Source organism: Amycolatopsis rubida (assembly GCF_900115345.1).
GTDB lineage: Bacteria > Actinomycetota > Actinomycetes > Mycobacteriales > Pseudonocardiaceae > Amycolatopsis > Amycolatopsis rubida.
Genome location: NZ_FOWC01000004.1, coordinates 140,104 through 160,593 on the forward strand (window position 1 = coordinate 140,104; position 20,490 = coordinate 160,593).

Genomic DNA, 20,490 nt, shown 5'->3' on the forward strand with positions numbered 1-20,490 from the left:
GACATCCGGGAAACGATCAGTATTCGCCGCGCACGAGATTGCCAGGTAACTCTCCGCCAGCGTACCGGGCGATTTCCGCCGCGGCCACCAAATAAGCGCGCCGCCGGACGCCGCGCACCGCTCCGGCCACGTGCGGCGTCAGCACGAAACCGGGCGCTGTCCACAGCGGATGGCCGTCCGGCAACGGCTCGGGATCGGTCACGTCGAGCGCGGCGCGAAGCCGTCCCGCCGCCAGCTCCGCCGCAAGCGCGTCAGTAATCACAACAGGCCCTTGAGCAGCATTGACCAGCACCGCGCCAGCACGCATCGCCGCAAGAAAATCAGCGTCGACCATGCCCCGCGTCCGCGACGTGAGGGGGACCATCATGACCACCACATCGTGGTGCGGCAGCAGTTCCGGTAACTCATCGACACCGTGCACGCCCTCACGCGCCGACATCCCGACCATCGTGCAGCGGACACCGAACGGCTCCAACCTCCGCCGCAACTGACGTCCGACGTCCCCCGCACCGACGATCAGCACACGCTGGCCCTGCAACGTGTCGGACGGCAGCTGCTCCCAGCGCCCGGCCCGTTGCGCCGCCGCGTAGACGTCCAGATTCCGGTACATCGACAGCAGCACGCCGACGACCCACTCCGCCATGCTGCCGCCGTGCGCACCTCGGCAGGTGGACAACAGAACGCCGTCCGGGACGCGGCCGACCCAGTCTTCCGCGCCTGCGGTCAGGAGCTGCACCAGCTTGAGGTTCGGCAGCTCGCTCCAGATGTCGTCGCCCGTCGAATCCATGGCCGGGACGAGCACCTCGGCTTTCGCGGCCTCCGGCGGCAACGGGCGGCCCCATTCGTAGCGCACCGCATGGACGAGGGGGATTTCGGACAGCACGGCGACGCCCTCGTCGTCCGGGACCAGCACGGTGACTGTCATGATCACCACGGTAACCACTTACCAGTGGCTCACGCCGCTCCACCTAGGCTGGGGCATCATGCGTACCCGGTACCGGTGGTCGGCGCCGCTGGCCCTCCTCGCCTGCGGCGGCCTCGTGCTTTCCGGCTGCGCCCGGTTCGACGACACCGCCGCCGGCCAGACGTTCACCCCCGCGCCGGTGCCGAGCCCGGAATCTCCGCCGCAGGTCCAGGAGCACGGCGACGGCCCCGGCAGCGGCCCCCGCACCGGCCCCGCGCAAGCGCCTCCCTCGCCGGTTCCGCCTCCGCAGGGCTGCAAAGACTTCGACAAGGCCGTCATAGCCACCTGCCTGGACACAGTCGCCGCCGTCGCCGGGCTTCCCGGCGAGGGATCCGCGCCCGCCGCTCTCGCCGGTGAGCGGAAAACCGGCCGGGTGATGCTGGCCAGCTCCGGACATGACGCGACGTCGTTCGCGCAACTGGACGTCCAGGCTGACGGCGACGGGGGGCTGACCAGCCTGGCGTTGTCGCCGAGCTATGTCGAGGATCAGCTGGTCTTCGCATACGTCACCACGGCGTCGGACAACCGAGTCGTGCGGTTCGCCAAGGGCCAGGCTCCGAAGCCGGTGCTGACCGGCATCCCGAAGGGCCCGACCGGCAATCGCGGCGCGCTGGCCAGCGACGGAAGCGGCGCACTGCTCGTCGCGACAGGAGACGCAGGCAACCCTGCCGCAGCCGCGGACCCGAATTCGCTGGCAGGCAAGGTCCTGCGCATCGACGTCTCCGGGAAACCGGCGACCGGCAATCCCACCTCCGGGTCCGCCGTCTATGCCGCGGGCTTGCACTCCCCCGGCGGCATCTGCCGTTCCTCCGACGGGAAGCGCGCCTGGGTGACCGATCACCCGGCCAACGGCCCGGACGCCGTGTACCGCCTGCAGTCCGGACAGCCGCTCAGCACACCCGCGTGGACCTGGCAGGACAAGCCTTCCCTCGGCGGCTGCGTCGATTTCGTCGACGCGAACGGCATCCTCGGCATCGCGTCGTCCACCGGCTTGCAGAACGTGCCGGTCAACAAGGACGGCGCGGTCACCGGCAAGCCGACGGTCACCCTCGACGGCAAGAGCAAGGCCGCCACGACGTACGGCCGGCTCTCCGCCATGAGCATGATCAACCCTCAGCTGGCCGTCGCCGGAACCGTCAACAAGGACGGCGGCAAACCGGTCTCCAGCGACGACCGCGTGGTCCTGATCGTGGTGAGCGACACGGGCGGCGGTCCGGGCAAGGACTGAGGCCGGATGCGCCGGATTCGGCCTTCCCGAGCCTAATTGGCCAGCTGACCTGCGATTAGCCATTCAGCGGCGACAGCTGACCCGGTCACGCGACATCCTGTTCCCACTCGAACTGGCCGCTCACCGTGCCCCTGATCCCAGCCGACGTGAGATCCGGCCGGAATCGCCGCGAAACAGCGAATCCGCCAAACCGCTTCCCGGCCGAGCACCGGTCGCTGCTCAACGCCCAATCCGCTGAGAGCCGACTCTCGATCCGTGGGCCAGTCGCCAGACAGCGGCGAATCCGCCGAAGCCAGCCGACGAGAGGCCAATTCTCCGTCGCCGCTGAGCGGCGAACCGGCCAGAAGTTCAGCCAGGACCAGCTCGCGTCGCCATTCAGCGGCGACGACGGGAAGCCCGGCTCTCCTCCCGAGCCGCCCGGATGTCCGCGATCGCCACCACGACCGACCCGACCGCGAACGCCATCCCCAGATACCGCCCGACCCCACCCGAGATCGACACCCCAGCAGCGTCCAGGAACGCTCGTTGATCGCTGTCGAACACCCAGCCCAGCGTCGTCCAGCCGATCACCATCAGCAGAATCGTCGCCAGGCCGCCCACCAGCCACAACTGCGGCAACCCACTCACCCGTGCCTTGGTGACCTGCCCGAACACCACCACCGCGAGCCCCACCACGGCCAGCAGCAGCGGCGGACCCCACGAGAAGAGATCCGAATGCCATGCCGTGCGCACGACGTCGCTGTGCGGCAATGTCCCGAATGCGTCACGGACGTCGGACGTCGCGGTGTCCGCCGACAACACAGTCCAGGGCAAGGCTGTCGACCCGACCGCGAGCAGCCCGGCCGCCAGGCCGAGCCACTCGCGCCAGGTGACGCGTCGAACCGAAAAAGCCACTCAGGAACCGACGCGCTCGATGATCAGCTCGCGCACCCGTTTGGCGTCGGCCTGGCCCTTGGTCGCCTTCATGACCGCGCCGACGATCGCGCCTGCCGCGGCGACCTTGCCGCCGCGGATCTTGTCGGCGATGTCCGGCTGCGCGGCCAAAGCTTCGTCGACAGCGGTGAGCAGCGCCGAATCGTCGGAGACGACCTTCAGGCCGCGCTTCTCGACGACCTCGCGCGGCGAACCCTCGCCCGCGAGGACGCCCTGCACGACCTCCTTGGCGAGCTTGTTCGTCAGCTCCCCGGAGGACACGAGCCCGATCACCTCGGCGACCTGCGCCGGCGTGATCGCTAGCTCGGTCAGCTCGACCTCACGCGTGTTCGCTTCCTGCGCGAGCGTGTTGACCCACCAGCCGCGCGCCTCGTCCGGCGTCGCGCCGGCTTCGACCGTCGCCGCGACGAGGTCGACGGCACCGACGTTCAGCAGGTCGCGCAGCGCTTCGTCGGAGAGCTTCCACTCTTCCTGGATCCGCTTGCGCCGTTCCGACGGCATCTCCGGCAGCGTCGCACGCAGCTCCTCGACCCACTCGCGCGACGGCGCGATCGGCACGAGATCGGGCTCCGGGAAGTACCGGTAGTCCTCCGCGGTTTCCTTGGCGCGCCCGGACGACGTGGTGCCGTCGGCCTCCTGGAAGTGCCGCGTCTCCTGCCGGATCGACCCGCCTTCGGCGAGAATCGCCGCCTGGCGCGTCATCTCGTACCGCACCGCGCGCTCGACGCTGCGCAGCGAGTTGACGTTCTTCGTCTCGGTGCGCGTGCCGAATTCCGTCGCGTCCTTGGCCATCAGCGACACGTTCGCGTCGCAGCGCAGCGAGCCCTGGTCCATGCGGACGTCGGACACGTCGAGCGCTCGCAGCAGGTCGCGCAGCGCGGTGACGTACGCGCGCGCCACCTCGGGCGCCCGCTCGCCGGTGCCGGTGATCGGCTTGGTGACGATCTCGATCAGCGGCACGCCGGCGCGGTTGTAGTCGAGCAACGAGTGCTCGGCACCGTGGATCCGGCCGGTCGCGCCGCCGATATGCAGCGACTTGCCGGTGTCCTCCTCCATGTGCGCACGCTCGATCTCGACACGCACGACCTCGCCGTCGTCCAGTGTCACGTCGAGGTAGCCGTCGAACGCGATCGGCTCGTCGTACTGCGACGTCTGAAAGTTCTTCGGCATGTCCGGGTAGAAGTAGTTCTTCCGGGCGAACCGGCACCACTCCGCGATCTCGCAGTTGAGCGCGAGACCGATCCGGATCGCGCCCTCGACCGCCTTGCCGTTCACGGCCGGCAGCGAACCGGGCAGGCCGAGGCAGGTCGGGCACGTCTTGGTGTTCGGCTCGCCGCCGAACTCGTTGACGCAGCCGCAGAACATCTTCGTGTTCGTGCTGAGCTCCACATGGACCTCGAGCCCGAGCACGGGGTCGAACCGCTCGACGACCTCGGCGTAGTCCATCAACTCGGCCACGGCAGTCACTTCGTTCCTCCCAGCTCCGGAGCCTGGTGCACGAGCGAGCCGCCGGCAGCGACGTCGCGCGCGGCCTCGTACGCGGCACCGACGCGGTACAGCCGGTCGTCGGCGAGCGCCGGGGCCATGATCTGCAGGCCGACCGGCAGCCCGTCCTCGTCGGACAGTCCGCTCGGGACGCTCATGGCGGCGTTGCCCGCGAGGTTCGACGGGATGGTGCACAGGTCGGCGAGGTACATCGCCATCGGGTCGTCTACGCGCTCGCCGAGCTTGAACGCCGTAGTCGGCGTCGTCGGCGACACAAGCACGTCAACCTTCTCGAAGGCCTGCGTGAAGTCACGAGTGATGAGCGTGCGCACCTTCTGCGCGGAGCCGTAGTACGCGTCGTAGTAGCCCGACGAAAGCGCGTACGTGCCGAGCATGATGCGACGCTTCACTTCAGCGCCGAAGCCCTTCTCGCGGGTCAGCGACATCACTTCTTCGGCACTGTGCTCGCCGTCGTCCGAGACGCGCAGGCCGTACCGCATCGCGTCGAAGCGCGCGAGGTTCGACGACGCCTCGCTCGGCGCGATCAGGTAGTACGCGGGCAGCGCGTACGTGAAGTGCGGGCACGACACCTCGACCACTTCGGCACCGAGAGCGCGAAGCTGCTCTACGGCAGCCTCGAACGAGCGCAGTACGCCTGCCTGGTAACCATCGCCGCCGAACTCCTTCACGACGCCGACGCGTACGCCGGACAGGTCGCCCTTCGCACCTTCGCGCGCCGCAGCGACAACCGGCGGCACCGGTGCGTTGATGGACGTCGAGTCCATCGGGTCGTAACCAGCGATCGCTTCGTGCAGCAGCGCGGCGTCAAGCACCGTACGCGCGCACGGCCCGGCCTGGTCGAGCGAAGACGAGAACGCCACGAGCCCGTAACGCGACACTCCGCCGTAGGTCGGCTTCACGCCCACAGTGCCGGTGACAGCGCCAGGCTGCCGGATCGAGCCACCCGTGTCCGTACCGATCGCGAGAGACGCTTCGAACGCCGAGATCGCCGCGGAGGAGCCACCGCCCGAACCGCCCGGGATGCGTGCGTGGTCCCAAGGGTTGTGCGTCGGGCCGTACGCCGAGTTCTCAGTGGAGGAGCCCATCGCGAACTCGTCCATGTTCGTCTTGCCGAGGATCACGACGCCCGCTTCGCGCAGCTTGCGCGCGACGGTCGCGTCGTACGGCGGCAGCCATCCCTCGAGCGTGCGGGACCCGCAGGTCGTCGGCACGCCCTTCGTGGTCAACACGTCCTTCAGCGCCAGCGGGACGCCCGCCAGCGGCGACGCCGGCTGCTCTCCCGCGGCCAGCTGCTCGTCGACAGCCTTGGCCGCGCCGAGCGCGCCTTCCGTGTCGACGTGCAGGAACGCGTGCACGTGGTCGTCCACCGCGGCGATCCGGTCCAGGTGCGCCTGCGCGACCTCGACCGCGGACACCTCGCGCGCGTGGATCTTGGCCGCCAGCTCGGCGGCGGTCAGCTTGACGAGTTCGCTCACTGTTCTTCTCCCAGGATCCGCGGCACCCGGAACCGGCCGTCTTCGGCGGCCGGCGCGGCGGCCAGCGCGTCCTGCTGCTCGAGACTGGGCCGGACGGCGTCCTCGCGGAAGACGTTCGTCAACGGCACGGCGTGCGAGGTCGGCGGGACGTCTTCCTCGGCGACTTCGCTGACCTTCGCGACCGAGTCGAGGATCTGGTCGAGCTGGCCGGCGAAAACGTCCAGCTCGTCGTCGGTCACGGCCAGCCTGGCCAGCCTGGCGAGGTGTGCGACCTCGTCTCGGGAAATGTTGGGCACGCGGGTGACTCCCGGGGTGTGCTGTGCGGGTGCTCTCGGAAGCTGCAAGTCTATGGTGACGGCGTCGGGCGGTTCGACCGGGTTATCGGGCCGCGGGCGCCGGGCAGGGCGTCCCGCTTGCCGGACAGCGGGCCCCCGCGGGTACCCGGTCTGTCACAATCGGCGCCCGGCAAGCGCGTCCCACGACAGGGCTGGGACGCCTGAGGCGAGAGGGGCGCGTGGTGTCGTTCCTGATCCGGGTCCAGCTACCGGACTCCCCCGGCACCCTCGGCGCGGTCGCGACCGCGCTCGGCACAGTCGGGGCCGACATCCTGAGCGTGGACGTGGTGGAACGCGGTGGCGGACTCGCGATCGACGACCTGGTGGTCGAACTCCCGTCGGGCAGGCTCCCGGACGCGCTGATCACCGCGGCCGAGAGCGTGGAAGGCGTCGAGGTCGACGCGGTGCGGCCGTACGCGGGCATCCTCGACACCCATCGCGAGCTCGAGCTGGTCGAGGAGATCGCCGCGCAGCCGAAAGCCGGGCTGGATTTGCTCGCCGAAGGTGTGCCGAAGATCATCCGCGCCGGGTGGGCGGTGATCGTCGAGCATTCGGAATCGGGACCTCGCCGATTGGCTTCGTCGAGCGCGGCGCCGGAGAACCCCTTCACGGACTTGCCGTGGCTGCCGCTGGAGCGTGCGACCGTCTTGGACGGCGAGGATTCCTGGGTCCCGGAGACCTGGAAGGAACTCGGCACCGAACTGGCCGCTACTCCGCTGGGAAAGCCAGGGAAGGCGATGCTCGTCGCACGGCCGGGCGGGCCCAACTTCCGTGCCGCGGAGGTCGCACGGCTGGCGCACTTCGCCGGGATCGTCGCAGTGGTTCTGGACGGGTGACCCAAGGTTTGGGTCGGATGTCCTGAAGATCTCGGGTGTGGGCGAGTTGAGCTTCTGGCCGATCTCGGTTGCCGATGATCGGCTAATCAGCCCACTGAACGCCGCAGCCAGCACCAACGCAAGGGCTGACTCGGCCGTTCTTTGCACTTGAGTTCAGTCGCCGCCGACTGTCCTCAAGTGCAGACAATCTCCCTCCCGAAGGTGACGTTGCCCGCCAACGGCTACCGATTCCCTGGGTGCGCCAAGCGGCGGCGATCAGCACTTGTCGGCGTAGAGGGTGACAACTGTGTCAGCAGAAACCACGGTTCCAGGCTTGGGATCCTGTCCGGTCTGGCACCAGTTCCGGTCGATGATCATCATCCGCTTCTTCCCGGACGAATCGACCTCGCGCAAGTTGTACAGCCCAGCCGCCTGCATGGCGTCCTGCGCGTCCTGATGGTTCATCCCGGACACGTCAGGGACTTTGATCGTCGCCGACTGCGCAGCGCTGGCCGGCGCGCTCACGGTCGCCGTCGCGGATTGGGTTGCCGTTGCGGTCACGGTCTCGATCGTGACTGTCGTTGAGGTGCCACCAGGCTGCGGTGCCGCGTTGCACGCAACAGCAAGAAACGCGGCGATGCCAACGACCGGTACGGCGGCTTGAACGAACTTCGCCATGATCACGCTTCCTCGGTACGAGTCGGTACTTCACGCGTGACAGCTTGAGTCGAAGCCAGACATCTACACGTTACAACCCGTACCCGATCGAAGCTCGCCAAACAGACGCGCCCGCGCGCGGCTGCCCGCCAGCGACAGCCTGGCTACTCCCGCCCGACCGACGCTCACCGCCACGACGGTCAAAGCACTCACCAACACCCGACGAAAGCCGGGGCGGGTTCGCCAAACCGTCGCCACTCAACGGCGAAAACCGGCGGCGAACCCCGTCCAGCGCTTTCGCCAAAACTGGCAAAAGTCCCTGACCTGCGAGAACGAGAAGTCAGAAGCCGTATTCGTAGGCGATCAGGTTGACCCCCGGATGCGGATGCCAGTCCCGCCCCGGCAAGCGCCGGAACCCGATCCGCTCATAGAGCCGGTGCGCCTTCCGCATCACGTCGAGGCTGCTCAGCACGACCCGGTCGACGCCGAGTTCCCGGCCGCGGGTCAGCACCGCCTGGGTGAGCGCCTCCCCGACCCCTTGCCCACGCGCCGCCTCCGCGACCGCCAGCATGCGGAACTCCAACTCCCCTGGCTGGGAAATCTCGGACAGTTCGCTCCCCGGCTGAACGATCGCGACCGACCCCACGACCTGTCCGTCCGGCCCGACCGCGACCAGCAGTTCGGCGTGCTCCGCTCGTCCCGACACGTCACGAAGTTTCGCCTCGTATGCCGCGTCCGTGTCGAAGAATCCCTCGATCCGGTAAGCCTCGACGGTCACCTCGCCGAGCGCCTCGAACTCCTCCGGCCGTGCCGGACGGATCTCCACCTCACTCATCGCCGCCCCCAGCTTCCTCGTCCACACCGGTGTCGAGCGCCAATTCCGCAGCCGCCTCCGGGCCGCGCTCCAGCAAGGCGCGGAACCCATTCTCGTCCAGCACCGGCACCTTCAACTGCACGGCCTTGTCGTACTTCGCCCCCGGAGCATCGCCCACCACAACGAACGCCGTCTTCTTCGACACCGATCCCGCGGCTTTGCCACCGCGCGCCATGATGACTTCCTTCGCTTCGTCACGGGAAAACCCGCCGAGCGAACCGGTCACCACGATCGACAGGCCCTCAAGATTCCGCGGGATGGACTCATCCCGCTCTTCCTCCATCCGGACCCCGGACCGTCGCCATTTTTCGACGATTTCCCGGTGCCAGTCGACCTCGAACCATTCCTGCACGGCGTGTGCGATGGTCGGCCCCACGCCGTCGACGTCCGCGAGTTCCTCCTCGCTCGCGTCCTCGATCCTTTGCAGCGAACCGAATTCACGCGCGAGCGCCTGCGCCGCGGTCGGCCCGACATGCCGGATCGACAGTGCGACGATCACCTTCCACAGCGGACGGTCCTTCGCCGTATCGAGGTTCGTCAACAACTTCCGCGCGTTCGCCGACAGGTCGCCTGCCTTGGTGCGGAACAACTCCACCTCGGCGAGCGCCTCCTCAGTGAGGTCGAATACGTCGCCCTCGTCGGCGACCACCCTGGCGTCGAGCAGCGCGACCGCCGCCTCGTATCCGAGGACCTCGATGTCGAACGCGCCGCGACCGGCGAGGTGGAACAGCCGTTCCCGCAGCTGCGCAGGACAGAACCGGGTGTTCGGGCACCGGATGTCCTTGTCGCCTTCCTTTTGATAGGCGAGTTCCGTGCCGCATTCCGGGCATTCGGTGGGCATCACGAATTCGCGCTCGTCGCCGGTCCGCGCGTCGACGACGGGGCCGAGCACCTCGGGAATCACGTCGCCGGCCTTGCGGATCACGATCCGATCGCCGATCAGCACGCCCTTGCGCTTGACCTCTTCTTGGTTGTGCAGCGTCGCCCGCGCGACCGTCGAGCCCGCGACTTTGACCGGCTCGGTTACGGCGAACGGCGTGACCCGTCCTGTGCGCCCGACACCGACCTGGATGTCGAGCAGCGTGGTGATTGCTTCTTCCGGCGGATACTTGTACGCGATCGCCCACCGCGGCGCACGCGACGTGGTGCCGAGCCGGCGCTGCAAAGCGACCTGATCGACCTTGATCACCACGCCGTCGATCTCGTGCTCGGCGTCGTGCCGATGTTCACCCCAGTAGGCGACGTGATCGGTGAGTTCCTTGCCGGTCCGCAACACTCGCGTGTGCGGCGATACCGGCAACCCCCACGCCGCTAACGCGTCGTAAGCATGTGACTGCGTGACCGGCTCGAAACCGTCGCGCTTGCCGAGACCGTGGCAGATCAGCCGCAGCCGGCGCTCCCTGGTGATTTTCGGGTCTTTCTGCCGCAGCGAACCGGCAGCTGTATTGCGGGGGTTCGCGTACGGCGGTTTGCCCGCTTCGACCATCTTCGCGTTCAGCTCAAGGAAGTCCTCGACCCGGAAGTAGACCTCGCCGCGCACCTCGACCAGTTTCGGCACCGGGAACTCGTCGGTGCCGGTGAGCTGGTCCGGTACCTGGTCAAGGGTGCGGATGTTGAGCGTGACGTCCTCGCCCGTACGCCCGTCGCCGCGGGTAAGCCCTCTGGTGAGCTTGCCGTTTTCGTAGAGCAGGTTGATGGCCAGGCCGTCGATCTTCAACTCGGCCAGGTACTCCGTGGACCCGATTTCCTTCTCGACCCGTTCGACCCAGGCGAGGAACTCGTCGGTGTCGAACACGTTGTCCAGGCTCAGCATGCGCTCGAGGTGGTCGTGCGCGGTGAACTCGGTGGAGAACGTGCCGCCGACGTTCTGGGTCGGCGAATCCGGCGTGACCAGCGCCGGGTACTCGTCCTCGATCTCCTGGAGGTCGCCGAGGAGCGCGTCGAACTGGCCGTCGGAGACGATCGGCGAATCCAGCACGTAGTACCGGAACTGATGGCCGCGGATCTCCTCGGCGAGCGCGCCGTGCCGCTCGCGCACGTCGGCCGGTACGTCGGTCACGTCCTGGGCGGCCTCCACGGCCACCTGGTCTTGGGGAAGGTCGGTGCTGCTCACAGGTGGTGAGCCTAGCCGGAGGCACCGACACTTTCGTCCGGTTGCTCGGTCAGTCCGCGGACCAGCTCCCGGAACTCCAGCAGATCGATCGTGCTCTCCGGCATCGCCTCGGCGGTCTCGACCCGGCGAAGCCGCTCGGCGGCCAGGCGCTCGCCTAACGTCGCGTCGAGCGGCAGGAACGTCATCGTGGAGCGGGAAGCCTCGTCCAGCTTCGCGAACACCGGATGATGGACCGCGACGTCAACCACGCCATCGTCCACCTGCGCGACGACCCGGACGTCGGCCAGCGAGATCCGATGCTCGCCCAGGTTCACCGTCACCTCGGTCGGGTCCGGGACCGGAGGCACCGAATCGTGGTACTCCCAGATCGCGTCGTCCGGCGGTCCAGCCGCTTTCCACGCGTCGGTGTACGGGCGCAGCTCCGGGTCTTCCTGCCCGCTCACGACCAGCGCGTAAATGGCGGCCCGGCCGCGTTCGAGCGAGAAGTGCAGCCGCGGGTGCAGTGTCTCGACCAGCACGCACAGGTCGTGCTCGACGCGATGAGGCTCGCCTTCGCCCAGCGCAGCACTGACCTCGGGCAGGAGGTCGTACCACCCTTCCCAGAACGCAGTTGCCGCAGCGCCAGCGTCGGACGGCACCTGCTGCTCAGGCCATGGCGTACGGGGATCTGGCGGCGCGGCCTCGGTATCAACTTCCGAGCGGCGACGACGGAACAAACGCATGATTCGGAATTCCCCCGGTTGTTTCTCTTCACCAACCACGGTACGCGTCACAGCGGCAGCACGTCCGTGAAATCACCAGTTCTCGGGCGGCTCCACAAACCCTTTGCCCAGGTCGCGACTAAGAGCGAGCGCACGGCGCATCCACTCGTTCGTGGCACCGGCCAGACCGCACGCAGGCGTCGGAACAGCACGCTCGGCCAGAATTGAACGATTGAATCCCAGCCGGTCCACGAGCTTGAGCGCCGGCGACGCCAGGTCCTTCAGACCCGGGTCCGTCACCGGGTCCGTGGCCGGAACGAGGCCCAGGAAGAACGAGATACCGCTGTCCCAAGCCTCGCCGATCTCGTCCAGAAGTTCAGCGGACGCCCCGGCGAGCATGCTGACGTCGAACGCGATGGCCCCGGCACCCGCGGCACGGAAGAGCGCGATCGGCGGCCGCGGAGCGCAGCAGTGGACGATGACGGGCTGCCCAGTCATCGCGCCGATTCGTTCAATCGTCGTCGCAAGCAGCTCCCGAACCTCAGGCTCAGGTACCGCCGGTACATTGCCGTATCCCGACGGAGTCGGCAGTTTTCCAGCGAGAACAGCAGGCAACGACGGCTCGTCGAGCTGCACCACCACCGGTGCGTCAGCCCTCGCGCTCAGCTCCGCGACGTGCTGTGCAAGCCCGTCGAGCAGTGACGCGGTGAAGTCCCGCAACGCCCCGCGGTCGGTGAGCACCCGATGTCCGCGGGCAAGCTCGATCCCCGCGCCGAGCGTCCACGGCCCGGCGATCTGGGTCTTGAGAACGGCTGGCGCACCAGTGTTCTCACGGGCGGCTTGGACGGCGTCGAGGTCCCACTGGAGCAGGTCACGCCCACGACGATGGTCGTGACCGGGCCGCCCGGCGACGCGGTAGCCGCTGGGCACGACCTCGACCGCGAGGTCCACGAGCAACGCCGCAGTCCGGCCGACCAGGTCGGCACCAACGCCGCGAGCCGGCAATTCGGGCACATACGGGAAGCCGGGAAGCTCTCCGAACACCACGGCGGCGGCCTCGACGGAATCGGTCCCCGGCATTGACCCGATTCCCGTCGCCGCGCCCGCGGGCCAAGGTCGTTCACTCACAGACCGGATTGTCGCGGAACGTGCGGCTGCCGTCCGCACCGCCCCTGTGGACAAGCTTCACCCAGCCGCGCGGCAATAGCCGGACATTCGCCGCATATCCCTTTGCCTGCACCGAATTCGCGGTCACCGCGTTAGTCTGGATCGTCATGACCAGCTCCGCCCCGCCACCGCCCGGCAAAACACCCGGCGACGCATCCGCCCGGGAGCCGCGGCGGGGCAGCATGCCCGGAACACCGAGCCGCCGGGCTTCAGGCCGCTCCTTTGAGCGGACCCTCTTCACGGAGCCGGTCCTTTACGTCAGCCGAGAGGCGGAGCCGACCACCGCCAGCCAGGAGTACGGCGTGTTCGACCGCCATGGCCTCCGCATTGGCGGGGTAGCCGTCACGACGCCCAGTTTTCCGCGCAGAGTCATTCAGCATCTGTGGAAATCCGACCAGTACGTCAGCCGCAGGTTCGAGGTCCGCGACGCGAATCAGAGCACTGTCCTCAAGGTCGAGAAACCCTCGAAAGACCCGTCGGCCCACTTCGTAGTCACCCGCGCGGACAGGACACCGATCGGGGAAATCATCCCGACCGACGCAGGCCGCGTCCGTTTCACCCTTCGCGCCGAAGGCAAGACGATCGCCACTGTCGTCGCCAGTGGCCGGCAACGCTGCGAAGTCACGGTCGAGGACCCGGCCGGCACCGAGGTCGCCCAAGTCGGAATTCCGTCGCCGGAGCTTTCGCCGATCAGGGGCAACGCCTGTCTCGCAGAGATCCCGCAGCAGGTCCCCGAGCCGCTGGCCAGCATGCTCGTCGCGACAACGTTGACTATCGACATCGCGCTCACCGCGTAACCCGGCTGACCACGTGACCGGTGTCTCAGCCCAGCCAGGTGGACAGCGACCGGAATGGGGCCCAATGTAAGAAAAGTCCGGGACGCCGAGGTCCCGCCTGGACGGAGGTCGCCGTGGAGCCGTTGCCCGAAGGCAGTAACTCGAACTGGGCCAATCCCGGGGTCTACGAAGTGGCCGCGGGCGTCTACCGGATCCCCTTGCCGCTGCCGAACGACGCCCTGCGTGCAGTCAACGTCTACGCCGTCACCGACGGTACGAACCTCGTGCTCGTCGACTCGGGGTGGGCCCTCACCGAATCTCGCCAGTTACTGGCCGACGCGCTCAAGGCGATCGACGCCGAACTCGGCGATGTCCGCGAATTCCTCATCACCCACGTCCATCGTGACCACTACACACAAGCAGTCGCACTTCGGCGCGAGTTCGGCAACCGGATCGCCCTCGGCAAGCTCGAACAGCCTTCGCTCGACGCGAGCGCCAACCCGAACCAGTTCCCCATGCAAGCCCAGCTCGACCTCCTTCGCCTCAGCGACGGCCAAGAGGTCATCACCGCACTCAGCAAGCTGTTCGGGTCGGAACCTCGCCACCCCGAGGCGAATCTTTGGGAAGAGCCGGACGAATGGCTGACGCCCGGACGGCGAGCAGTGCTGCCCGACCGCGAATTCGACGTGGTCCACACCCCAGGACACACCAACGGACATGTGGTGTTCGTCGACGGCGCAGCCAACCTGTTGTTCTCCGGTGACCACGTGCTCCCTCACATCACTCCGTCGATCGGTTTCCAGCCGGTTCCGGCTGAGTTGCCGCTGAACGACTATCTCGACTCCCTCCGCCTGGTTCGAGGCATGCCGGACCGGCGCATGTTGCCGGCTCACGGCCCAGTCACCGACAGCGTGCATGCCCGCATCGACGAACTTCTCGAACACCACCGGCAACGTCTCGAAACAATGGCGGCTCAGATCGAAGCCGGAGCGAGCACTGCTTACGAAGCTGCCAACCGCCTCGGCTGGACTCGCCGCGGCCGCAAGCTGTCCGAAATGGACGCCTTCAATCAGATGCTCGCCGTCTTGGAGACCGGCGCACACCTGGATCTGCTGGTCTCACAGAACAAGCTCGCGGCCGAAGACGTCGACGGCATTCGCCGTTACAAGACCACGTAGCTGCCGACCATTCAGCACACACTCAGTGGAATACTGATCCGCCGTGCCTCCTATCACCGTGAGACGAGCTCGAGCCGACGATGTCGAAGCAATCGTCCAGATGCTTGCGGACGACCAACTGGGAGCGACCCGCGACTCGCCAGCCGATCTGGAGCCCTACCTGCAAGCGTTCAAAACCATTGCTGCAGACCCAAATCAGTTACTGGTCGTAGCAACGTCGAACGACCGACCGGTAGCCACACTTCAGCTGACGATCATCCCCGGTCTCGCACGGCGTGGAGCACTTCGCGGGCAAATCGAAGCCGTGCGTGTACACCGTGATCACCGCGGCTCAGGCATGGGCGCACAACTCGTGCAGTGGGCCGTCGACGAATCGCGACGACGCGGCTGCAACCTGGTCCAGCTCACCTCGGATACAACGAGGACGGCAGCGCACCGCTTCTACGAACGATTGGGCTTCGTCGCGAGTCACACGGGTTTCAAGCTGCATCTCTGATCACTCCCTCCCGCAGCTTCAACCGTCCGCACGCTCGACGGCCCCGCTTTCACCGTGCCAGAGTTGCCACGCAGAAGCCAAGCGATTGCGCGAGGGGTCCCTTCGTGCAATTTAGCTGACTGTGCTCGAATCAATGCGTATCGTGACGACCATGAGCAAGTCGACCACGCCGGCGGATCACGCCGATCAGACCAACAACACCACCGAAACCGCGGACCTCGCCTTCCTGCTCCGCACCATGCACGCGAACCTCAGCCTTTTCGATCGCTTGCAGCCAGACCAGCTGATGGCGGCAGTAAAGGACGCGAACCGTCAGATCGCCCGTTTGCAGGCGTTGCAGCTGCATTGCATGGCGGGCATGCGAAGACGAAGATCAGACCCGCACGAGCTGGCGTGCGAGTTCGCGATTGCCTTGCATATCACCGATACCCGAGCCGGAGCGATGATCGCCGCCGCGGAGGCCCTGGCCCAACGTCTGCCTCGAACCTTCCGGCTGATGGACCAGGGCAAGTTCGACCTCTATCGCGCGATGAAAGTCACCGACGGCACCAGCCAGCTGTCCGATCGCCATGCCCGGATGGTCGACTACCTGCTCGAACACCGGCTGGAGGACAAGAACCCGACCCAAGTCCGCAAGGCGACCGCTTACGCCGCAACGAAAATCGACCCGGATGGTGCGATGAACCGACTGGCTCAGCGGAAAGCTGAGCGTCGTGTCATCCTGCAGCACCAGAGCGAAGGGATCTCGCGGTTCTCCGTCGACAACGCCTCGACTGACAAAGCGGCAGCAGCCTACCTCCGCGTCGACAAGATCGCCCGGTCGCTCAAGACAGGCGACGAGAAGCGAACCCTCGACCAGTTACGCGCTGACGTCGCGATCGATCTGCTGCTCAGCGGCAAGGGCGGCGTTCCGGAGCAGACCGAGGTGTACCTCTATGTCGATCTGAAGACATATCTAGGCCTCAACGACAATCCCGCTGAGCTGGCTGGCCACGGTCATATCCCCGCCGAACTCGCGCGCCACATCGCGACGGGTCCCGACACGATCGTCCGTCGGGTCATCACTGATCCGCTGACCGGGCAAGTGATCGAGGTCGGCAAGTTCCGGTATCGGCCGAACATCGATGTCGAAGAGTTCGTACGGATCCGCGACCGTGAGTGCCGACAGCCCGGCTGTCCGCGACCCGCACAGAACTGCCTCACGGAACCGACCGGTCCTGATTCCGCGGACACAGACTCGACGTTGAGCTATTGCCTACGCCACCGCCGTCTCAAGAATCGAGCCGACTGGAGCTACCAGGTCCTGCAGGACGGGAAGCTGATCGTCACGACGCCGACAGGCGAGACAGCTGAGAGCGCGCCTCCGCCACTACACGATCCACAGCCCACGCCGGAACAATCTGAGGAGGAACGCCTAGGCGCATAGGGAGATCAGCGCGTGCCAGAGATCTTGGCACTCCCGAGGACGAGGTCACCGGCCTGGTCGTCTTGCCGATAAAGGACAACGACCTGGCCAGGTGCCACACCGCGCAGCGGCTCGCGCAGTTGGATGAAGACTCGCCCGTCTTCGTCCGCTTCGGCGACCGCATCGGCGATGCCTCCGTGCGCACGAACCTGGACGGTGCATTCGGTCGGTCCGTCCAATGCTCGTCCGCTCGGCCAGATCGCCCGGTCCGCGTCGATGGCCTGGACACCGAGGTCTGCTGACGACCCGACCTTCACCGTGCCCGAAACAGGTTCGAGCGAAAGGACATACCTCGGTCGCCCGTCAGCAGCCGGCGCATCGATGCCGAGGCCCTTCCTCTGGCCCACGGTGAATCCGTGCACGCCAGTGTGATGCCCAAGCACCGCACCTGTCTCTGCGTCGACGAGTTCGCCGGGACGTTCGCCGAGCCGCTTCTCCAAGAAATTTTTGGTGTCCCCATCCGGGATGAAGCAGATGTCGTGGCTGTCCGGCTTCCGCGCGACGGAAAGCCCGCGCTGCTCCGCCTCGGCACGCACGTCCGACTTCCAGGAGCCGCCCAGCGGAAACATCGCGTGACGCAGCTGCTCTGGCTGCAGTGAAGCCAGTACGTACGACTGGTCCTTGCCTTCGTCCGCGCTCCGGCGAAGTTCCAACTCGCCGTCGACGGTCGCCACGCGCGCATAGTGGCCGGTCGCAACAGCGTCAAAGCCAAGAGCGAGCGCCTTCTCAAGCAGCGCCTCGAACTTGATCTTCTCGTTGCAAGTCACGCAAGGGTTCGGCGTGCGGCCGGCGGCGTATTCGCCGACAAACGTCTCAACGACTTCTTCAGTGAAGCGCTCCGCGAAATCCCAGATGTAGAACGGGATACCAAGGATGTCCGCAGCCCGGCGGGCGTCGTGCGAATCTTCGATGGTGCAGCAACCGCGGGAACCTGTCCGCAGCGTGCCAGGTTGAGCTGAAAGCGCCAAGTGCACTCCGACGACGTCGTGGCCGACGTCCACTGCACGCGCGGCGGCGACGGCCGAGTCGACTCCTCCGCTCATTGCGGCCAATACGCGCATTGCTTTACACCTCTTGCTTCTGCGTTTGCTTGCGCATGCCGGCGAGGCCGGCCTGTCGGGCACGGGTGACGACGCCACCGATCTCGCGGGCCAGCGTGTGCACGTCGTCGAGTGTCGACGTGTGGCCAAGCGAGAATCGGAGCGAACCGCGAGCCGCGGCAGCGTCTGCCCCCATTGCCAGGAGGACGTGACTTGGCTGGGCGACACCCGCGGTGCATGCCGAGCCGGTGGAGCACTCGATGCCCTTGGCGTCCAAGAGCATCAGCAGGCTGTCGCCGGCGCAGCCGGGGAAAGTGAAGTGAGCGTGGCTCGGCAAACGCTCGCCGTCGCGACCATTGAGAATCGCGTCCGGAACCTCCCGCAGGACCGCGGCAACGAGTTCATCGCGCAGCTTCTCAACTCGGTCCGCGTACTCCGCTCGGCCGCCGATCGCCGCTTGCACAGCAGCGGCGAAGCCAGCAATCGCCGGGACATCGAGAGTGCCCGAGCGAACACTGCGTTCCTGACCACCACCGTGGAGAACAGGGACGCATGAGGTATCCCTGTCGAGAAGAAGCGCACCGACGCCGTACGGGCCGCCAAGCTTGTGGCCGGTCAGCGTGAGTGCGGCTGTGTCGGAAGCGGTGAAGTCGACGGGAACTGCTCCGACCGCCTGGACGGCGTCAGTGTGCAGGGGGATCGCGTATTCGTTGCAGACCTCGGCGAGGGCGGCGACCGGATTGGCAGTGCCGACCTCGTTGTTCGCCCACATCACTGTTGCCAGGGCGACAGTCTCCGGTGCCGACTCAATCGCCGCGCGGAGCGTTTCCGGCGAGACCCGGCCCTGGTCGTCGACTTCGAGCCAGGTGATCTCGGCGTCGGAGTGCTGCTCCAGCCACTCGACAGTGTCGAGGACCGCGTGATGCTCGACCGTGCTGCAAAGGATGCGACGCCGAGCCGAGTCCTCGCCGTGCCGAGCCCAGAAAATGCCCTTGACCGCGAGATTGTCACTCTCCGTACCACCGCCGGTGAAGATAACCTCCGACGGCCGCGCGCCCAGAGCCGCAGCGATCACTTCGCGCGCTTCCTCGACGGCCCGCCGAGCTCGACGGCCCGAAGAATGCAACGCAGAGGCGTTGCCCACGGTGGACAAAGCCTCAGTCATCGCCGCAATGGCTTCGGGCAGCATCGGAGTCGTTGCCGCATGATCGAGATAGGTCATCGCTCTATCAGGGTAGACCGATGCGGCCTGTGACGAAGCTCGCCCCGGGCCGCGGAGTGGCGCGTCACACCTGTTTCGGCCACCTGCTCGTGAGTTGGACGCCGAGCAGAGCCAGCAGGACGAGGGCGATACTGAGCAATCCCATCGCGGCAGAAGGCTGAGCGGCCGACGCGACGGCGGCCAGGAGGACCCCGCCGAGCCCGATGAGCAGCGCTGATCCGACCCAGTCGGCGAGCTGCATTGCGGAGGTGTTGAATCCTCGCTCCCCCTCCGGGGAGTAGCGCAGCAGGAGGACCGAGATAGCCGGCATCGCGATTCCCATCCCGGCTCCGCCGACCGCGCAAACGGCGAAGGCCACCCAGGCCGGGAACCACGATTGGGCGACAAAGCCGAAGCCGACCAGGCTGACCGCGACGAGCGCGAAGCCAGTGCGCAGCGATGCCTCGCGGGACCAGTCGAGGAACCGGCCTTGGAGGGCAGACGCGGCGGACCAGCCGAGAGCGGTGATGGTCAGCGGCAGGCCAGCGAGCGCAGGGCTGTAGCCGTGAACGGCGGTCATGGTCAGCGGGAGATACGCCTCCATGCCCGCATATGCGCCGGCGACCAGGGCTCGGGAGGCAACTACCGTGGGCAATCCGGGACGAGAGGTCACCGTTCCGGCAGGCAGGAGCTTGCGCAGTGCGACGGCTAGCGCGATAAGACCCGAGATTCCGTATGCGATCGCGGCAGGCGACGGGTGTTGCGCAGCCCAACTCAGGGCGGCGACGCCGAGCGCAGCGACAACGGCGGCGATGACGCCCGCGCGACGTCCGGCTGGCAGGGGCACGTGGGCGGGCAAGCGACGAGTGATCTTGCAGAGGAGAGCGATTCCGATCCCGACCAGCGGAAGCAGTCCGAGGAAGACCCATCGCCAGCCCACGGTCACGGTCACCACGCCGGCGACGGACGGGCCAATGACCGCCGGGAGGACCCAAGCAGCCGCGTTGGCCGCGTAGATGATGGGGCGTTCACGGTCAGTGAACGTCAGGGCAATCAGCAGTGAGACGGACACCAGCAGAAATCCCGAGCCGAAGCCCTGCAGCGCTCGGCCGACCAGGAGCATCGGCATCGTCGTTGCGATGCCCGCGACAGTGAGTCCTGCGGCGAACACAGCCGGCCCCACCAAGAGTGCTGGCGCTGGGCCTCGACGGTCGCCCAGTCGTCCGGACAAAACGGTAGCGACGACGCTCGCCACCAGGAACGTCGTGAACGGCCACGAGTAGAGCGCAAGGCCGTGAAGCTCGGCGACCAGCGTCGGCATCGCGGTGGCAACGCCCATGTTTTCAAAGGCCACCAGCGTGACCACAAGCAACAACCCGACGGTGACAAGGCGGTGTTCGCGACTCCAGAGAACGCTTTTTCGAGGCTGCGCTTCGACGATCTCGCTCATGATCGCGAGCTTGCACCCTCCAGCGCTCTGGAGGTCAAGCCGCCTGCGGGTATTCAGGTGAACAGCGGGACGCATCGCATCAGGGCGGAATTCGGGGCTTCAAGTCTGACGTTCTA

General features: G+C 67.0%; 19 protein-coding genes. 6 read left to right on the top strand and 13 right to left on the bottom strand.

What is annotated here, in order from left to right; translation table 11 throughout:
- Positions 1-16: 16 nt before the first annotated feature.
- Positions 17-925: a 2-hydroxyacid dehydrogenase gene (locus BM362_RS18275; RefSeq protein ID WP_067583534.1), complete on the bottom strand. Its 909-nt coding sequence runs from the start codon at positions 923-925 to the stop codon at positions 17-19.
- Positions 926-983: 58 nt separating this feature from the next.
- On the opposite strand from BM362_RS18275, the gene BM362_RS18280 reads away from it, so the two are divergent.
- On the top strand, positions 984-2,192 hold the full coding sequence (locus BM362_RS18280) for a PQQ-dependent sugar dehydrogenase (protein ID WP_093574209.1): 1,209 nt from the start codon (positions 984-986) through the stop codon (positions 2,190-2,192).
- 375 nt (positions 2,193-2,567) lie between these two features.
- On the opposite strand, the gene BM362_RS18285 is transcribed toward BM362_RS18280, so the two are convergent.
- The 4 genes from BM362_RS18285 to gatC are packed head-to-tail and all read right to left on the bottom strand — an operon-like array spanning position 2,568 to position 6,402.
- Complete coding sequence (locus BM362_RS18285) at positions 2,568-3,086, bottom strand: hypothetical protein (protein ID WP_093573951.1); 519 nt, start codon at positions 3,084-3,086, stop codon at positions 2,568-2,570.
- On the bottom strand, positions 3,087-4,592 hold the full coding sequence (gene gatB, locus BM362_RS18290) for an Asp-tRNA(Asn)/Glu-tRNA(Gln) amidotransferase subunit GatB (RefSeq protein WP_067583209.1): 1,506 nt from the start codon (positions 4,590-4,592) through the stop codon (positions 3,087-3,089).
- Positions 4,589-6,106 (bottom strand): Asp-tRNA(Asn)/Glu-tRNA(Gln) amidotransferase subunit GatA, encoded by a 1,518-nt coding sequence (gene gatA, locus BM362_RS18295; RefSeq protein ID WP_093573952.1) that lies wholly within the window; start codon positions 6,104-6,106, stop codon positions 4,589-4,591. Before gatA ends, gatB begins: the two co-directional genes overlap by 4 nt.
- On the bottom strand, positions 6,103-6,402 hold the full coding sequence (gene gatC, locus BM362_RS18300) for an Asp-tRNA(Asn)/Glu-tRNA(Gln) amidotransferase subunit GatC (RefSeq protein ID WP_093573953.1): 300 nt from the start codon (positions 6,400-6,402) through the stop codon (positions 6,103-6,105). Before gatC ends, gatA begins: the two co-directional genes overlap by 4 nt.
- Positions 6,403-6,623: 221 nt before the next feature.
- Here gatC and BM362_RS18305 point away from each other — a divergent pair, with 221 nt between their 5' ends.
- On the top strand, positions 6,624-7,277 hold the full coding sequence (locus tag BM362_RS18305; protein WP_037367388.1) for an ACT domain-containing protein: 654 nt from the start codon (positions 6,624-6,626) through the stop codon (positions 7,275-7,277).
- Between the two features lie 255 nt (positions 7,278-7,532).
- Here BM362_RS18305 and BM362_RS18310 read toward each other — a convergent pair whose 3' ends face one another.
- The 5 genes from BM362_RS18310 to BM362_RS18330 all read right to left on the bottom strand — a co-directional run bounded on the left by BM362_RS18310 (position 7,533) and on the right by BM362_RS18330 (position 12,729).
- A complete protein-coding gene (locus tag BM362_RS18310) occupies positions 7,533-7,934 on the bottom strand; it encodes a PASTA domain-containing protein (protein WP_093573955.1) in 402 nt (133 codons plus the stop codon).
- A gap of 319 nt (positions 7,935-8,253) precedes the next feature.
- Positions 8,254-8,748, bottom strand: a complete 495-nt coding sequence (locus BM362_RS18315) for a GNAT family N-acetyltransferase (protein WP_067583218.1) — start codon at positions 8,746-8,748, stop codon at positions 8,254-8,256.
- Positions 8,741-10,900: an NAD-dependent DNA ligase LigA gene (gene ligA / locus BM362_RS18320; protein WP_093573956.1), complete on the bottom strand. Its 2,160-nt coding sequence runs from the start codon at positions 10,898-10,900 to the stop codon at positions 8,741-8,743. Before ligA ends, BM362_RS18315 begins: the two co-directional genes overlap by 8 nt.
- A gap of 11 nt (positions 10,901-10,911) precedes the next feature.
- Complete coding sequence (locus tag BM362_RS18325) at positions 10,912-11,622, bottom strand: hypothetical protein (protein ID WP_093573957.1); 711 nt, start codon at positions 11,620-11,622, stop codon at positions 10,912-10,914.
- A 72-nt stretch (positions 11,623-11,694) separates the two neighbouring features.
- Positions 11,695-12,729: a methionine synthase gene (locus tag BM362_RS18330; protein ID WP_067583227.1), complete on the bottom strand. Its 1,035-nt coding sequence runs from the start codon at positions 12,727-12,729 to the stop codon at positions 11,695-11,697.
- 20 nt (positions 12,730-12,749) lie between these two features.
- Between BM362_RS18330 and BM362_RS18335 the strand changes: the two genes are divergently transcribed.
- The 4 genes from BM362_RS18335 (at position 12,750) to BM362_RS18350 (ending at position 16,644) form a co-directional block, all read left to right on the top strand.
- Complete coding sequence (locus BM362_RS18335) at positions 12,750-13,565, top strand: hypothetical protein (RefSeq protein ID WP_244287201.1); 816 nt, start codon at positions 12,750-12,752, stop codon at positions 13,563-13,565.
- A gap of 113 nt (positions 13,566-13,678) precedes the next feature.
- On the top strand, positions 13,679-14,722 hold the full coding sequence (locus BM362_RS18340; protein ID WP_093573959.1) for an MBL fold metallo-hydrolase: 1,044 nt from the start codon (positions 13,679-13,681) through the stop codon (positions 14,720-14,722).
- Between the two features lie 52 nt (positions 14,723-14,774).
- The gene (locus BM362_RS18345; protein WP_425285715.1) at positions 14,775-15,218 is read left to right on the top strand and encodes a GNAT family N-acetyltransferase; all 444 of its coding nucleotides are present in this window, start codon (positions 14,775-14,777) and stop codon (positions 15,216-15,218) included.
- A 151-nt stretch (positions 15,219-15,369) separates the two neighbouring features.
- Positions 15,370-16,644, top strand: coding sequence for a DUF222 domain-containing protein (locus BM362_RS18350; protein ID WP_167545359.1), 1,275 nt, complete (start codon positions 15,370-15,372; stop codon positions 16,642-16,644).
- 5 nt (positions 16,645-16,649) lie between these two features.
- Here BM362_RS18350 and mnmA read toward each other — a convergent pair whose 3' ends face one another.
- The 3 genes from mnmA to BM362_RS18365 all read right to left on the bottom strand — a co-directional run bounded on the left by mnmA (position 16,650) and on the right by BM362_RS18365 (position 20,374).
- Complete coding sequence (gene mnmA, locus BM362_RS18355; RefSeq protein ID WP_093573962.1) at positions 16,650-17,744, bottom strand: tRNA 2-thiouridine(34) synthase MnmA; 1,095 nt, start codon at positions 17,742-17,744, stop codon at positions 16,650-16,652.
- A 4-nt stretch (positions 17,745-17,748) separates the two neighbouring features.
- Complete coding sequence (locus BM362_RS18360; protein WP_093573963.1) at positions 17,749-18,945, bottom strand: cysteine desulfurase family protein; 1,197 nt, start codon at positions 18,943-18,945, stop codon at positions 17,749-17,751.
- A 64-nt stretch (positions 18,946-19,009) separates the two neighbouring features.
- Positions 19,010-20,374 (bottom strand): MFS transporter, encoded by a 1,365-nt coding sequence (locus tag BM362_RS18365; protein WP_093573964.1) that lies wholly within the window; start codon positions 20,372-20,374, stop codon positions 19,010-19,012.
- Positions 20,375-20,490 lie beyond the last annotated feature (116 nt).